The sequence below is a fragment of the Bacillus sp. CGMCC 1.60114 genome, from assembly GCF_042676365.1.
In the GTDB taxonomy this organism is placed as follows: Bacteria; Bacillota; Bacilli; order Bacillales; family Bacillaceae_G; genus Bacillus_A; species Bacillus_A rhizoplanae_A.
Genome location: NZ_JBHTHG010000007.1, coordinates 363713 through 378111 on the forward strand (window position 1 = coordinate 363713; position 14399 = coordinate 378111).

15 protein-coding genes and 2 other annotated features are annotated in these 14399 nt (G+C 37.4%); all 15 genes read right to left on the bottom strand.

The genetic code is table 11. From position 1 onward, the window contains the following. Positions 1-8 precede the first annotated feature (8 nt). Entirely contained in the window at positions 9-1094 is a 1086-nt protein-coding gene (locus ACFQZ1_RS05005; RefSeq protein WP_377880994.1) for a M42 family metallopeptidase, read from the bottom strand. Between the two features lie 71 nt (positions 1095-1165). Beyond that, entirely contained in the window at positions 1166-1657 is a 492-nt protein-coding gene (locus ACFQZ1_RS05010) for a dUTP diphosphatase (protein WP_377880995.1), read from the bottom strand. 243 nt (positions 1658-1900) lie between these two features. Next, entirely contained in the window at positions 1901-2917 is a 1017-nt protein-coding gene (gene adhP / locus ACFQZ1_RS05015) for an alcohol dehydrogenase AdhP (RefSeq protein WP_377880996.1), read from the bottom strand. 182 nt (positions 2918-3099) lie between these two features. Continuing rightward, complete coding sequence (gene rplT / locus ACFQZ1_RS05020) at positions 3100-3459, bottom strand: 50S ribosomal protein L20 (RefSeq protein WP_230573755.1); 360 nt, start codon at positions 3457-3459, stop codon at positions 3100-3102. Positions 3460-3499: 40 nt separating this feature from the next. After that, the gene (gene rpmI, locus ACFQZ1_RS05025; RefSeq protein WP_020060080.1) at positions 3500-3697 is read right to left on the bottom strand and encodes a 50S ribosomal protein L35; all 198 of its coding nucleotides are present in this window, start codon (positions 3695-3697) and stop codon (positions 3500-3502) included. A 21-nt stretch (positions 3698-3718) separates the two neighbouring features. Beyond that, positions 3719-4222 (bottom strand): translation initiation factor IF-3, encoded by a 504-nt coding sequence (gene infC, locus ACFQZ1_RS05030; RefSeq protein WP_020060081.1) that lies wholly within the window; start codon positions 4220-4222, stop codon positions 3719-3721. Positions 4223-4284: 62 nt separating this feature from the next. Beyond that, positions 4285-4405, bottom strand: a sequence feature (ribosomal protein L20 leader region). A gap of 198 nt (positions 4406-4603) precedes the next feature. Further along, entirely contained in the window at positions 4604-6535 is a 1932-nt protein-coding gene (thrS, locus tag ACFQZ1_RS05035; protein WP_377880998.1) for a threonine--tRNA ligase, read from the bottom strand. 50 nt (positions 6536-6585) lie between these two features. Next, positions 6586-6812, bottom strand: a binding site (T-box leader). A 32-nt stretch (positions 6813-6844) separates the two neighbouring features. After that, positions 6845-7726: a putative sporulation protein YtxC gene (gene ytxC / locus ACFQZ1_RS05040; RefSeq protein WP_377881000.1), complete on the bottom strand. Its 882-nt coding sequence runs from the start codon at positions 7724-7726 to the stop codon at positions 6845-6847. A gap of 111 nt (positions 7727-7837) precedes the next feature. Next, on the bottom strand, positions 7838-8029 hold the full coding sequence (locus tag ACFQZ1_RS05045; RefSeq protein ID WP_377881001.1) for a hypothetical protein: 192 nt from the start codon (positions 8027-8029) through the stop codon (positions 7838-7840). A gap of 447 nt (positions 8030-8476) precedes the next feature. Next, a complete protein-coding gene (gene dnaI / locus ACFQZ1_RS05050; RefSeq protein WP_377881002.1) occupies positions 8477-9412 on the bottom strand; it encodes a primosomal protein DnaI in 936 nt (311 codons plus the stop codon). Between the two features lie 26 nt (positions 9413-9438). Continuing rightward, positions 9439-10842: a replication initiation and membrane attachment family protein gene (locus ACFQZ1_RS05055; protein ID WP_377881004.1), complete on the bottom strand. Its 1404-nt coding sequence runs from the start codon at positions 10840-10842 to the stop codon at positions 9439-9441. 261 nt (positions 10843-11103) lie between these two features. Further along, positions 11104-11565 (bottom strand): transcriptional regulator NrdR, encoded by a 462-nt coding sequence (gene nrdR, locus ACFQZ1_RS05060; RefSeq protein WP_098305307.1) that lies wholly within the window; start codon positions 11563-11565, stop codon positions 11104-11106. Between the two features lie 243 nt (positions 11566-11808). Beyond that, a complete protein-coding gene (gene speD, locus ACFQZ1_RS05065; protein WP_377881051.1) occupies positions 11809-12192 on the bottom strand; it encodes an adenosylmethionine decarboxylase in 384 nt (127 codons plus the stop codon). A 372-nt stretch (positions 12193-12564) separates the two neighbouring features. Further along, the gene (locus tag ACFQZ1_RS05070) at positions 12565-13593 is read right to left on the bottom strand and encodes a glyceraldehyde-3-phosphate dehydrogenase (protein ID WP_377881005.1); all 1029 of its coding nucleotides are present in this window, start codon (positions 13591-13593) and stop codon (positions 12565-12567) included. Positions 13594-13702: 109 nt separating this feature from the next. After that, positions 13703-14305, bottom strand: coding sequence for a dephospho-CoA kinase (gene coaE / locus ACFQZ1_RS05075; protein ID WP_377881006.1), 603 nt, complete (start codon positions 14303-14305; stop codon positions 13703-13705). Positions 14306-14399 lie beyond the last annotated feature (94 nt).

Below are 14399 nucleotides of genomic sequence, written 5' to 3' on the forward strand. Positions count from 1 at the left end.
TTCTTATATCAATCAAATGTAATGTTATGTACGGCCTCAGCATCAAGACGTTTCACAACTTCTACAATTAACTTCACTGTGTTTTCATAGTCATCGCGATGTAACATTGCAGCATGAGAATGAATATAGCGAGTTGCAATTGTAATTGCCATTGCTGGAATACCATCCACAGAAATATGAATTGCACCTGCATCCGTTCCGCCGCCTGGAAGTGCATCGTATTGATACGGAATGCTTAATTCATCTGCTACACCAACAACGAAGTCACGAAGACCTTTATGCCCAACGATAGATGCATCATATAAAATAATTTGCGGGCCATCCCCCATTTTACCTTGTGCTTCTTTTTCGCTTATACCTGGTGTATCACCAGCAATACCAACATCGACTGCAAACGCGATATCAGGTTGAATATAATGTGCAGATGTTTTCGCTCCACGAAGACCTACTTCCTCTTGTACAGTTCCAACACCATATACGATATTTGGATGTTTTTCATCTTTCAGTTGTTTTAAAACATCGATTGCGATCGCACAGCCGATACGGTTGTCCCACGCTTTTGCAAGTAACATTTTCTCATTTTTCATCACTTGGAATTCGAAGTATGGTACAACTTGATCTCCTGGGCGTACGCCCCACTCCATTGCTTCTTCTTTACTAGAAGCACCAATATCAATAAACATATCTTTAATATCAACTGGCTTTTTACGAGCTTCTACTGGTAAAACGTGAGGTGGTTTTGAACCAATGACACCCGTTACATCACCTCTGCTCGTAACGATTGTTACGCGCTGTGCTAACATAACTTGTGACCACCAGCCGCCAACTGTTTGGAAGCGTAAGAAACCTTTATCATCAATTTGCGTAATCATAAAACCAACTTCATCTAAATGACCAGCTACCATAATTTTCGGACCGTTACCGTCACCGATTTTTTTTGCAACTAAGCTTCCTAAGTTATCTGTTGATACTTCATCAGCAAACGGTGCGATATATTTCTTCATTACTTCACGAGGCTCACGTTCATTTCCTGCAATCCCGCGCGCGTCTGTTAGTTCTTTTAACATTGTCAATGTCGCATCTAATTTTCCCATTGGACAATGACCTCCTTTTTCTTCATCCCTTCAATTATACAAGAGAGGAAAAGAATGTTCAAAAAATTCCATCAATACCCTTCTGTTTGGCGCTGATGATTCACTTCGTTTTTATCTAAATATGCTTTCTCAATCTCTTCTTGATCAAAATCAAGTGCTTGTCCTAGGCGAAGATAGCTTGTAAACAATTCAATATAATTTGTAATAGAAGGTTGTTCGTTAAAACGGATTGCTTTTGCATATGCATCTAAGAAAATTTCTACCTGCGTTTTATTTGTTATTGCACACTTATAAAATAAGAAATTTTTATCAATTCCTAAGTCAATTCCGATAGATAAAATAAAATGTAATCCATCCACATACTCTTCTAGTACAATTGCACGATCAGATGCCGGCTTGTTGCTCCAATATTTAAAGCAGCGCGTTTCATTTGCAAGTTCACCAATTTCCACAAGAAGCGCTAGCATCTTTTCTTTTAATAGCTTTTTCGGCTCTAAATTGTGTTCTTTCGCAATACGATCATCTAATTCTTTTTGTAATTTAAATAATTGTAGTAAATCCAAAACGTACTCCTCCTTCAATATCAAATAAACATTATCTGATATTGTTCCATTCTAATGGTAAATATAAGAAAATAAGCAAGTCATATTCTTACATTATAACAGTGTCAGTTTCGCGTGGAAAGACAAGATTGTCTGAAGTCAAGCTCCCTTTTCACAGCATATTTCATTCAAATAAACATAAAAAGTCAGAGAATACCTCCGACTTTTTATGTTTATTCTTCTATATTATTGTATCTTTTATGCCTACTTTGTCATATCTAAAACAACACGTCCATTAATCTTTCCTTCTTCCATTTCAGAAAAAATATCATTAATTTCATGAAGATGACGTGTTTCAATAATTACTTTTACTTTTCCTTCTGCGGCAAATTGCAGTGCTTCTTGTAAATCTTTACGTGTTCCAACGATAGAGCCAACGATTTTCACAGCATTTAATACGGTATCAAAAATTGGCACTTCCATCATCTCTGGCGGTAAACCGACTGCAACGCATGATCCGCCGCGGCGCACTGCACGGTAGGCTTGGTCAAATGCTGGCTTCGACACAGCTGTACAAATGGAAGCATGCACACCATTTACTTGTTCATGAATCCAAAGTGCTGCATCCTCTTTTAATGGATTCACAACTAAATCTGCACCCAATTCTTTTGCGAGTTCAAGTTTTTCATCAACCGTATCCACAGCTACAACGTGTAAGCCCATTACCTTTGCATATTGTACTGCTAAATGTCCAAGACCACCAATTCCAAAGATAGCAACCCACTGTCCAGGTTTTGCTTCAGATACTTTTAACGCTTTATATGTTGTAACACCTGCACAAAACAGCGGTGCTGCGTCAATAAAATTTAAGTTCTCAGGCACTTGCATTACGTAATCCGCTGCCGCGACGCAATATTCGGCATAACCGCCATCAACAGAATAGCCGGCGTTATGTTGATCCAAGCAAAGCGTTTCTCTTCCTGTTAAACAGTATTCACAATGACCACATGCTGAATATAACCATGGAATCCCAACACGATCACCAACTTTTAAATGTGTAACACCTTCACCAACTTCTTCAATTACACCAACACCTTCATGTCCTGGAATTAATGGCAGCTTCGGCTTTACTGGCCAATCACCGTGCGCTGCATGCAAGTCCGTATGACAAACGCCGCAAGCGTGAATATGTACAAGTACTTGATTTGGACCTGCTTTCGGTTTCGGCACGTCCTTTACCTCTAATTGTTCTTTAAATTGGTTTACAACAGCTGCTTTCAAATGAATTCCTCCTTCAACCCGCTTTTTTGAAAAAGTTTTCATTTACATATTAAAACATTTCTATCTACCTAAGGGATACCCATTTGGATATTTTTTGAATTTTTTGTGAATATTAGGATTCATTCTTAGGTGATACAAAATAAAAAAATCCCTAGGAACAATGTCCTAAGGATTTATTATCATTACTTGTTTAAAGCAGTTTTAGCAGCTGTTGCTAATTCAGCGAAAGCTTTTTCGTCATAAACAGCTAGGTCAGCAAGCATTTTGCGGTTTACTTCGATACCAGCAAGCTTAAGACCATTCATTAAACGGCTGTAAGAAAGACCGTTCATACGAGCAGCTGCGTTAATACGAGTGATCCATAATTTACGGAAGTCACGTTTCTTTTGACGACGGTCACGGAATGCATACATTAAAGATTTCATTACTTGTTGGTTAGCAACTTTGTATAATGTATGTTTAGAACCGTAGTAACCTTTTGCTAATTTAATAATTTTTTTACGACGTTTACGAGTAACCGTACCACCTTTTACTCTTGGCATATTATTTCCCTCCTAGATATCTATCTGAACAAAATATTAATTACATGTTGTCAAGCATTTGACGAATACGTTTGAAGTCACCAGCGCTTACTACACCAGCTTTACGTAATTTACGTTTAGCTTTTGTAGATTTGTTAGCGAATAAGTGGCTTGTGTAAGCGTGAGAACGCTTTAGTTTACCAGATCCTGTTTTTTTGAAACGCTTTGCAGCGCCGCGGTGAGTTTTCTGTTTAGGCATAGTGATTTCCTCCTCTATTTATTACTTATCATTTTTCGGTGCTAAAACTAAGAACATACTGCGTCCTTCCATTTTTGGCTTAGATTCAATTGTACTAACTTCAGCACAAGCTTCAGAGAAGCGATCTAAAACACGTTGACCGATTTCTTTATGAGTAATAGCACGACCTTTAAAGCGAATAGACGCTTTAACTTTGTCGCCTTTCTCCAAGAATTTAATAGCATTACGAAGTTTTGTGTTAAAGTCATGTTCATCAATTGTTGGACTTAAACGAACTTCTTTCATACTAATGATTTTTTGATTTTTGCGCTGCTCTTTTTCTTTCTTTTGTTGCTCAAAGCGGAATTTTCCGTAGTCCATAATACGGCATACTGGTGGTTTCGCATTTGGAGCAACTAATACTAGATCAAGATTTACGTTTGCAGCCATATCTAATGCTTCTTGACGAGACTTAATTCCAAGTTGATCACCATTTGCACCAACTAAACGTACTTCACGTGCACGAATTTGCTCGTTAATCATCATGTCCTTGCTAATAGTAAGCCACCTCCAAGGTTTTATGGGAATACGTTTTGGGAAGGCAGAACCCAAACAAAAAAGTGCGGGCATATGACACCCACACTTGTAATATCTTAAGTAAGAAATACATTTACCTGGAAACTGCTTTCGCGTCAATCAGGTGAGAAGCGGGTGCTTCTACTTGTTCCACAAATCCGTATTCTATTATCCTTGATGATTCTATCATAGGACGTGATGCGTGTCAAGAAGTTGAACTTCTTAAGTAGCAACAAAAAATATTGTAACAAACAAAACGAATACATGCAACATTTTTTTATACAAAGCGAACTTTGGTTCTTATTACCAAACAAAAATATAAAAAAGCCGCGGACGAACCGCGACTTTTTCTTATCGTTTTCCTTCAGCTTTAATTAAGTCAACGAAAGCATCTAATGAAATTGTTTCTGATTTTTGTTCGCCGTATTTACGTACGTTTACACCAGTTTCAGCAACTTCATTATCACCTACTACAAGCATATACGGGATTTTTTGCATTTGTGCTTCGCGGATTTTGTAACCGATTTTCTCGTCACGAGTATCCACTTCAACACGAATGCCAGCACGTTGTAATTCTTCTTGTACTTTCTTCGCATAGTCTAAATGTACTTGCGGAGAAACTGGAATTACTTGTACTTGAACTGGTGCCAACCAAGTTGGGAATGCACCTTTGTATTCTTCGATTAAGAAGGCAACAAAGCGTTCCATAGTTGATACAACGCCACGGTGAATAACAACTGGGCGATGCTGCTTACCGTCCTCACCGATGTAAGTTAACTCAAAGCGTTCTGGAAGCAAGAAGTCTAGTTGGATAGTTGAAAGTGTTTCGTCTTTTCCAAGCGCAGTACGAACTTGCACGTCAAGTTTCGGACCGTAGAATGCAGCTTCACCCTCAGCTTCATAGTACTCAAGACCCATTTCATCCATAGCTTCTTTTAACATGCCTTGTGCTTTTTCCCACATTTCATCGTCATCATAGTACTTTTCAGTATCCTCTGGATCACGATAAGATAAACGGAATGAATAATCTTCTAAACCGAAGTCTTTGTATACTTCTAAAGTTAAGTTTACAACTCGTTTGAACTCTTCTTTAATTTGATCTGGGCGTACGAAAATGTGTGCATCATTTAAAGTCATCCCGCGGACACGTTGTAAACCAGATAGCGCACCAGACATTTCATAACGATGCATTGTTCCAAGCTCCGCAATACGGATTGGTAATTCACGATAACTGTGGATATCGTTTTTATAAACCATCATATGGTGAGGACAGTTCATTGGACGAAGTACTAATTCCTCATTATCCATTTCCATTGATGGGAACATGCCATCTCGGTAGTGATTCCAGTGACCAGAAGTTTCATAAAGCTCTCGGCTTCCTAGTACTGGAGTATATACGTGGTCATATCCTAAGCTCGCTTCTTTATCAACAATGTAACGCTCGATAATACGGCGGATTGTCGCACCTTTTGGTAACCAAAGCGGTAAGCCTTGTCCTACTTTTTGGCTATTTGTAAATAGTTTTAACTCTTTACCTAATTTACGATGGTCACGCTCTTTTGCTTCTTCAAGCAGACGTAGATGCTCATCTAATTCTGCTTTTTTCACGAATGCAGTACCGTAAATACGTTGTAACATTTTGTTATTGCTATCGCCGCGCCAGTAAGCACCTGCCACGCTTAACAGTTTAAACACTTTAATTTTCCCTGTAGATGGAAGGTGAACTCCGCGGCAAAGGTCGAAGAATTCGCCTTGTTCATAAATTGAGATAACTGCATCTTCTGGAAGATCGTTAATTAATTCTAATTTCAGCTCATCGCCAATTTCTTCGTAACGACGAAGCGCTTCAGCACGTGGTACTTCATGACGAACGATTTCTAAGTTCTCGTTCACAATCTTTTGCATTTCTTTTTCAATTTTTGGGAAGTCCTCAACTGTAATTGCTTCTTCCATATCAATATCGTAGTAGAAGCCATTTTCAATAACAGGTCCAATTCCAAGCTTCACATCTTTATATAAACGTTTTAACGCTTGTGCTAAAAGGTGAGCTGTTGAATGACGTAAAATGTATAATCCATCTTCAGAATCTAATGTAATGATAGCGATTGTACCATCTTGCTCAATCGGTGTACGCAAGTCCACCATTTCCTCGTTTAATTTCCCTGCAATCGCTTTTTTCTTTAAGCCAGGGCTAATAGAAGCAGCAATGTCTTCAGTTGTTGTTCCTTTTGGAAACTCCTTCACAGCTCCGTCTGGGAATGTAATCTTTACTACATCTGCCATCTTTGGTCACTCCTTTTTCATAGTCAAAATAAAAAACACCCATCCCTATAAAAAGGGACGAGTGTTGAATTCGTGGTTCCACCCTTGTTCCAGCTAACGCATTGTTAACTGCTCAAGTTCATTATAACGGCATTTACCGTCAGCAATTACTAGAATTTCGTTCACTGCTGAAGTTCAGAGGTGGTAAGTAATAATCTCGTATTAAGAAGCTCACAGCCTAAGGCTTCCCTCTCTGAGAATCGTAGACAATTACCCATGTCCTCATCGTAACATTTTCATGTATTTTCATGTATGTACGTAATTATATGCTCAAAAATTTAGAAAATCAAGGGCGTTCCCTTTATTTTTATAATTTTTCACATTCTTTTCAAATTCATGAAGCGCATATAGTTGTACTCTCTCTTGAAACACATTTTGAATTGTCACAATCATATTATGATCTTGCTTTTTCGTATACAGATGAATTTTTTTAGGCGCGATCGAAAGAAGCGGCGCCATAATATTCAGATCGATATACAAGCCTTTTTGAGAGAGTAATTCTTCTTCTATATACTGAACAAGCTTATCTTGTTTTAAACGCGCTCCCTTGTCATCATAAAAAATAAAACTGTCATCAAACACAAGGTGCAAGGATGACAAACGCGACTTTCGACTGCTTACTTGCTGCCGGAGCGTTTCCACAAACATTTGGTACTCTTGTTCTAATTTATATTCGTCTATCGCCATCTCCGCAGTTCGATATAAAAATTCATTGTACTTTCTTAAGCGAAAACGGATATATGCTTCAAACGAAAAAGACATCGTATCATGCATCCATCCTCGCAAGGAGGACACTACCAATTCTTTCCCCCTTTGTTTAGAAGGTGCATCTGTTAACCCTTTACGTTTCCCATTTAAAATAGAATGAGCCATATGTAAAATTTGAATTCGCTCTTCTCGCTCTTCATAGTAAAACTTCTCTTTTAAAATAGCACTTATCCATTCATCTTGTTTTGTATTTATAATATATTGAACAAGTACTGGAATAACCACTCGATCAATGTAGCCTGATTCTTGTATTGGTATATGGACAATCACCATTTGCTCGTACAAATAAATACTTATTTCTGCATATATATCATCTGTCCGTTTTTTCAATTCTTTATATATAACAATGGCATCATTTTTTTCTTCGAAGCAAATTTCAATCACTTTTGTCCCCCCTTTTATAATCCTTGCTATTTCCATATATATTAAGGGGATGTACAAAAAATGATACAAGCATAAAGTAATTTCTCATTCAAAATAATGCTTTATTATATTTTATTCTTTCACTTCAAACTTAAATGCATATTGCATGGAACCATTTGGTGTATACCGAGTAACAACTCCTACATATACACCTGAACCTGTGTCTACATGCATTGTGTCAATCGTTTCTTTTTCCTTCTTCTGATACGTAAGTTTAGCTGTAGTGGGAGATAAAATACTCTCTCCGTTTTTGAACAATTGCACGTTTTCCTCTCTTTTTATCTCATCTCTTCATGCACCTTCCTTTATTCCGCCAGGCGGAATATCTGAGCGAAGTTGAATTTCTAATCCTTTCCCTACATCCTGAGCTGGTTTATCTTTCATAAATTCTTCTCCAGAAACATACGGGCAAGGGTTTCCTTTTAGCCCTTCCTCTGGCTTATAATCTTTTCCTGGGATGCAACTGTTAAATTTATATACCGGCACTTCTATGCCATTAACTGTTACAATCGGTGATTTTTATATATATTGCATATCTTTCTCTTGTTCTTCTTTATTACATCCTAGCAATATAAAACACATGATGATTACAATAAAAAAACCTTTTCTCCTTAACATTTACAGCTCCTCCTTTTCCTTTCATATTACATTTCTCATACATTGATTCCATTTCCTTCAAAAAAAATAAAGAGCAAGCTCATTGCTTGCTCTTTACGTATACCGGCGGTTTTTCCCACCAATAGGAGTTGGCTTCGCTAAATATTTAATACGCTCCATAATACGGGCCGCTTTCATTTCCTCTGCTTCTCCGCGCTGTGTATATGTTAAATGATGTTCCAACTGTTTAAAATCAAAGTTAGATGTAAAAAACGTCGGTAAATTCTCAAGCATACGAAATTGTAAAATCGCCCCGAGTACATCATCGCGCACAAAGCTCGACATCGCTTCTGCTCCAATATCATCTAACATGAGCACCGGCACATGTTTGACAGCATCAATCTTTTCACTAATAGTATTATTCTGCAGTGAGCTTTTAATTTCTCGTAAAAACTCTGGTAGATATACGATCATGGAACTGATTTTCTTCTGTGCTAGTTCGTTTGCAATTGCTCCTAAAATAAACGTTTTCCCAACGCCAAACGGACCATAAAAATATAAAGCTTGTACCTTTTTTCCTGGTTCATACTCATTTAAAAATTCATTCGCAGCTCGAATTGCCTCAAATCGCTCCCCATCCGACAAATCAAGAGAAGACATAGAAGCCTGCAAAATATCTTTTGGCATATAAATGCTTTGAATGAGTTTCTCATGTTTCTTCCTCTCATCATAAGCTACTTTTCTCACACAGCGATCGTATTGAATATCAATCATCTTACCTTGAATGATGAGCTTTGGCTCATATCCTTGAATCATGTTTTTACACGATTCTAGGTTTGGACAATCTATACAGCCAACACTTTGCCCGATGTACTCATATAACTTCACAAGGCTGCGTTCTACCATGGACATTGTCACTTCACCTTGATGCTCTTCTATAAACTCTTTTACACGCGGATGCGCTATTACTTCGTGTTTTAATACTTCATATCTATTTTTAAAATTTTCATTTTGCATTAACTTCGCAAATGTATTTTGAATCGGTTCCATTTCTTCACCTCAAAGGGAGCTCTCCTCTATTCGTTTCGCTTATATTTTCTTAGCTCTTCCTCTAATTTTTTACGCTCTTCTTCTAATTTTTCATGACCTTCACTACGATTCGGTTGTTCAGCCAATTGTTTACTTTCTTCAGCTTGTTCCTTTAACCAATCTGGTACAAGTTCTGTACGAACGGTTTTCTTCGTCGTCTTTCCTTTTTTCTTTGCTTCTGCCCACTCTTGATATTGACGGTTTTCCTCTTTCGCAAGACTCATTGCTTCTGTTACCGTTGTAACCTTTTTACGCGCCCAATGTCCGGCAATTTTTTCTACATACGATTTCGCCAACTTCATATCAGAACGCAGCATGACATAATAAATAAGCACATTTACAACGCCTGGTGTGAGCTTCTGATTCAACATCACTTCTTCGATAATCTGTAAATCAGCTTTCGTCGGCTCAGCCCCTCCCGAAATTTCTTTTAATAGCTCTCTTGGCGAAATTTCTTCTAACTGTTTAATGAGCATTTCTTCTTGTGTTGTCGGTTCTTTCTCTTTCATCGTCCGCGCATGCAATGGCTGCGTTCGTTCACTAAACACCGGGAGTGCTTGCCCATTCTCAAATTGATACCAATCCCGCGCACCTTTTCGCAGTCGCTCCATATCAATTGTATGATGTTCCGTAAAAGCACCAAGAACAATATTTTGCATGGATAGCGGATCAATTCCGTATACGTATGCTAATGTCATCACACATTCACGTATTTGTTCTGTAATGGCTCTGCGTGGAACGAGAGCTGATAATCCTTCTACAAATAATGAGAAATCAAAGAAATCATTCCAAATTTGAGGTGTATTCCCCTGCACCCTGCTCGGCATTACAGTTGCATTTGGTATAAGCAATTCTTCCTTGGCATGCTCAACTTGTCCCGGATTAAACGAGCCAAACACATCATTAAAAGATCTTGTTGTATTTTCATAAGAAGCGACGTCAAATTCTTCTTCTAAAAAATATTGCTTTACTTGATTGTATTTTGCCTTACTTAAGCGGTTATATAAAAAAATACTTAATACAATATCATCAAAAAATTGCTTCGGCATGAGCGGTGGCTGCAACTCATAAATAAACATCCGAATATCTTTTTCTTTTTTCATATACACATTTAAAAGTCCAATTGCCTCTAGTTTTATACGTTCTTCATAAATGTCTGGGAGTTGCATTTGCATCGTTACCATAATAGAATGGTGTGTATTTTCTCTTCCAAATAAACGATCCTGCTCTAATTCGCCCCACAATGTCATATATAAACTAAAAGCTTTACTCCCAATTAGCGGTTGATATAGCATCGTAAGCACTTTACGGTCATAATTACTGAGCAATCCTCTTGCGCTTACTTTATAACGGTCAATTGGCAGTAACTCCATCCATGACTGTCTTTCCATCCTTGCAAATCCTTTCTATTATCCATTCTTATTATAAGGTGAAACTTCATCAGTTAAGCGAAGGGGCACCACTTACCGATGGAAAACTTTCACCAATCGGGCGAATGCCAGCATTTATCCTCTACCTCTCTTCTTTATTTTCTCAAATTTCGAGGTAGGAATCTTACGACCCGCTAATGGCGGGATACATGTGATTTATAGTCCGGTTTGTTACTACTTATTAGTGAAAAAAAGAGCTAATAGCTTACGCTTCTAGCTCTTTTATTTTCGTTCTTTTTGAAGTATATCTTTTAATTCTTCAATAAATACGTTCAAATCTTTAAATTGTCGATAAACAGATGCAAAACGTACATATGCAACATCATCAATATCACGAAGCTCTTCCATGACCATTTCACCAATCATATCACTTTTTACTTCTGACATTCCTAAGTTACGCAATTCACGTTCTACATGTTGCGTAATCTCTTCTAATTGTTTTAAAGATACAGGTCGTTTTTCGCACGCTTTAATTAAACCGCGCAAAATTTTCTCTTTATTAAACTCTTCTCGCATTCCTTCTTTCTTTACAACAATTAGTGGCGGCTCCTCGACACGTTCAAATGTTGTAAAGCGATTGAGACAACTTTCGCATTCTCTTCTCCTGCGAATTGATCGCCCTTCGTCAACTGGACGCGAATCCAATACTCTCGTACCATTATGAAAACAGGATGGACAACGCAATCCATTCACCCCTTTACAATTTAATTTTATCTTAACAAAACCAAAACATTATAAACAAGAATTTTCTCTTCTATATTATAAACACTTAATCAAATATACTTATGTACATTATTTTTTTATCTGTCTAACAACTAATTTCCCCAAACTTCCATCAATGTGGACCTTATTGTCCGCAAATAGTGGGTAAATTAAAAAGAGGTGTATAATACACCTCTTTACATTTTAAATCACTTATCTTCTTTTTTAAAGAGCTTTTGTTTCTCTTTGTTTAATTTCGAAGCTACCTGTACCACGAGGAAGTTCAATGCTCTCTCTCGTTTTTGCTTCTAAACCTTCAGCAATGTACTCTGCAGCAACATTCGGATCAATGCGATCACCGCAAGTATATACATCAATACTTGCATAACCATGTTCTGGAAAGCTGTGGATTGTTAAGTGAGATTCAGAAATAATTACAACTCCACTTACACCTTGTGGTGCAAATTTATGGAAAGCCACCTCACGTACTTCAGCACCAGCTCGAAGTGCTGCATCCACAAATAATTTTTCAATATAAGGCATATCGTTAAGCTTGTCGAAATCGCAATCCCAAAGTTCCGCGATTACGTGACGACCCATAGTATCCATAGTATCCATTCTACAGTTCCCCCTTATAAATTTAATACAACTGTTCGAATTGAAAACTAATTTGCAATTTGGTTTGCTCCACTACCACGGGGGAAAGTTAGTCCAGAGAGGTCCTAACCCTTTAAGTAGTGACTACCACCTCAGCTCTTAAGTTTACGAATGTTAGTATACTTTGTTTATTTTCATTTTGCAACAACAGTTTTTTATTTTTCGATGACACTTTCTCTTTTGCTTTTCTCTGAAAAAAAAGAAAAAATTCAAAATCACAGTAATCATAGCTCTTCAAGGTGATTTACAAAGAAAAAACATATGTAATTTTTTCCATTCACAAAAAAGAAAAGGACTAGCTAACGCTTGCCCTTTTCTCATCTATTAAATATGTTGTACGTTTTCTTGTTTCGCAAATTGATCTACAACAAGCTTTACAAGATCTACAACACGACGAGAATAACCCCATTCGTTATCGTACCAAGCAAGTACTTTTACTTTGCGCTCACCCATTACCATTGTAGATAAACCATCAATGATTGCGGAATGTGTATTTGTATTGAAATCGATTGAAACAAGAGGCTCATCACTAAATGCTACAATACCTTTTAATGCACCGTTAGCCGCTGTCATGAATGCTTCATTAATTTCTTCTACTGTTACATCGCGCTTTACATCCACTACTAAGTCAACAAGAGATACGTTTGGTGTTGGAACGCGAAGTGCCATGCCATGAAGTTTTCCATTTAGATGCGGAAGAACTTTTGCTAACGCTTTCGCAGCACCTGTCGTTGTTGGAATGATAGACTGGCCACACGCACGTGCTCTGCGTAAATCTTTATGTGGATTATCAATATTTTTTTGGTCATTTGTATAAGCGTGAACTGTTGTCATTAATCCATTTTCAATTCCAAATTGCTCATCTAACACCTTTACAACAGGTGCTAAACAGTTTGTTGTACAAGATGCATTTGAAATAACGATATGTTTTGTAATATCAAGTTGTTCATCGTTTACACCAACAACAACTGTTACATCTTCGTTTTTACCAGGTGCAGTTAAAATAACATTTTTCGCACCAGCTTCTACGTGAAGGCTTGCTTTTTCTTTGGAGTTAAATTTACCTGTTGCTTCAATTACAACATCTACTCCTAATTCTTTCCAAGGCAATTCTCTTGGATCGCGGTTGTTTAAAAGGCGAATCATTTTGCCATCTACTAATAAATGATCTTCAAACGCTTCTACTGTACCATCAAATTTGCCGTGAACTGTATCATATTTAATTAAATGTGCTAACGTTTCAGATGGGTAGCTCGCATTGATCGCTACAATTTCGAATGCGCTTTCTTTTACTGCCTGGCGAAACACCATTCTCCCAATACGTCCAAAACCATTAATTGCCACACGAATCATAATATGTTATCCCCCTTGATTGCGTTATACTATTTATCTCTAATCCCAATAATAGTATAACACAAAAAGGCGATATGTCACTAAACAATTTCATCATTTTTAAATTTTTTTATTTAATAATGTTCCATTCTTTTAAAATGTGGCTTAATTGTGCTTTCGTCTCTTCCATTGTGCCATTATTATTAATTACTTTATCCGCTAATGTGATTTTATCTTCTAGCGGCATTTGCGAAGCAATACGTGCTTTTGCCTCTTCTTCTGTAAAATTGTTGCGCTCCATTAATCTTGTAAGCTGCGTCTCACTATCAACATAAACGAGCAAAATTTTATCTACAAGACCTGTTAATTTACTCTCAAATAAAAGTGGAATATCAAGCACAACCGCTTGCGCCTTTTCTCTTATGTACATATCCTTTTGTGCATTCATTTCTTTTCGCACAGCGGGGTGAACAATGCCATTTAACAGCAAACGTTTTTCTTCATTATGGAACACAATACTACCAAGCTTCGAGCGATCTAATTCTCTATTTCCCCCCACCACTTCTTTCCCAAACGCTGCTACAATTTCGTTATACGCTTCTTTCCCTGGTTCTACAACTTCTCTCGCGATAATATCTGCATCAATAACTGGAACGTGAAAACCTTGAAACATTTGTGATACTGTACTTTTTCCACTTGCAATGCCGCCTGTTAATCCAATTACAACTGTCATCATAATTCCCCCTTAAGAAAAGCTTAAGCGTCCTGTTTAGCAAAAACAAGCGCTGAAGCTAGACATCTCCAATTTTTATAAAGTGAAACTTCCA

What these genes read in the sequence shown, in the direction of transcription:
- speD (WP_377881051.1), bottom strand. Translation starts at nt 12,192, where the DNA reads ATGGATACTATGGGTCGTCACGTAATCGCGGAACTTTGGGATTGCGAT.
- rplT (WP_230573755.1), bottom strand. Translation starts at nt 3,459, where the DNA reads ATGCCAAGAGTAAAAGGTGGTACGGTTACTCGTAAACGTCGTAAAAAA.
- infC (WP_020060081.1), bottom strand. Translation starts at nt 4,222, where the DNA reads ATGATGATTAACGAGCAAATTCGTGCACGTGAAGTACGTTTAGTTGGT.
- coaE (WP_377881006.1), bottom strand. Translation starts at nt 14,305, where the DNA reads ATGACAGTTGTAATTGGATTAACAGGCGGCATTGCAAGTGGAAAAAGT.
- ACFQZ1_RS05005 (WP_377880994.1), bottom strand. Translation starts at nt 1,094, where the DNA reads ATGGGAAAATTAGATGCGACATTGACAATGTTAAAAGAACTAACAGAC.
- thrS (WP_377880998.1), bottom strand. Translation starts at nt 6,535, where the DNA reads ATGGCAGATGTAGTAAAGATTACATTCCCAGACGGAGCTGTGAAGGAG.
- rpmI (WP_020060080.1), bottom strand. Translation starts at nt 3,697, where the DNA reads ATGCCTAAACAGAAAACTCACCGCGGCGCTGCAAAGCGTTTCAAAAAA.
- ACFQZ1_RS05070 (WP_377881005.1), bottom strand. Translation starts at nt 13,593, where the DNA reads ATGATTCGTGTGGCAATTAATGGTTTTGGACGTATTGGGAGAATGGTG.
- ACFQZ1_RS05055 (WP_377881004.1), bottom strand. Translation starts at nt 10,842, where the DNA reads ATGGAAAGACAGTCATGGATGGAGTTACTGCCAATTGACCGTTATAAA.
- dnaI (WP_377881002.1), bottom strand. Translation starts at nt 9,412, where the DNA reads ATGGAACCGATTCAAAATACATTTGCGAAGTTAATGCAAAATGAAAAT.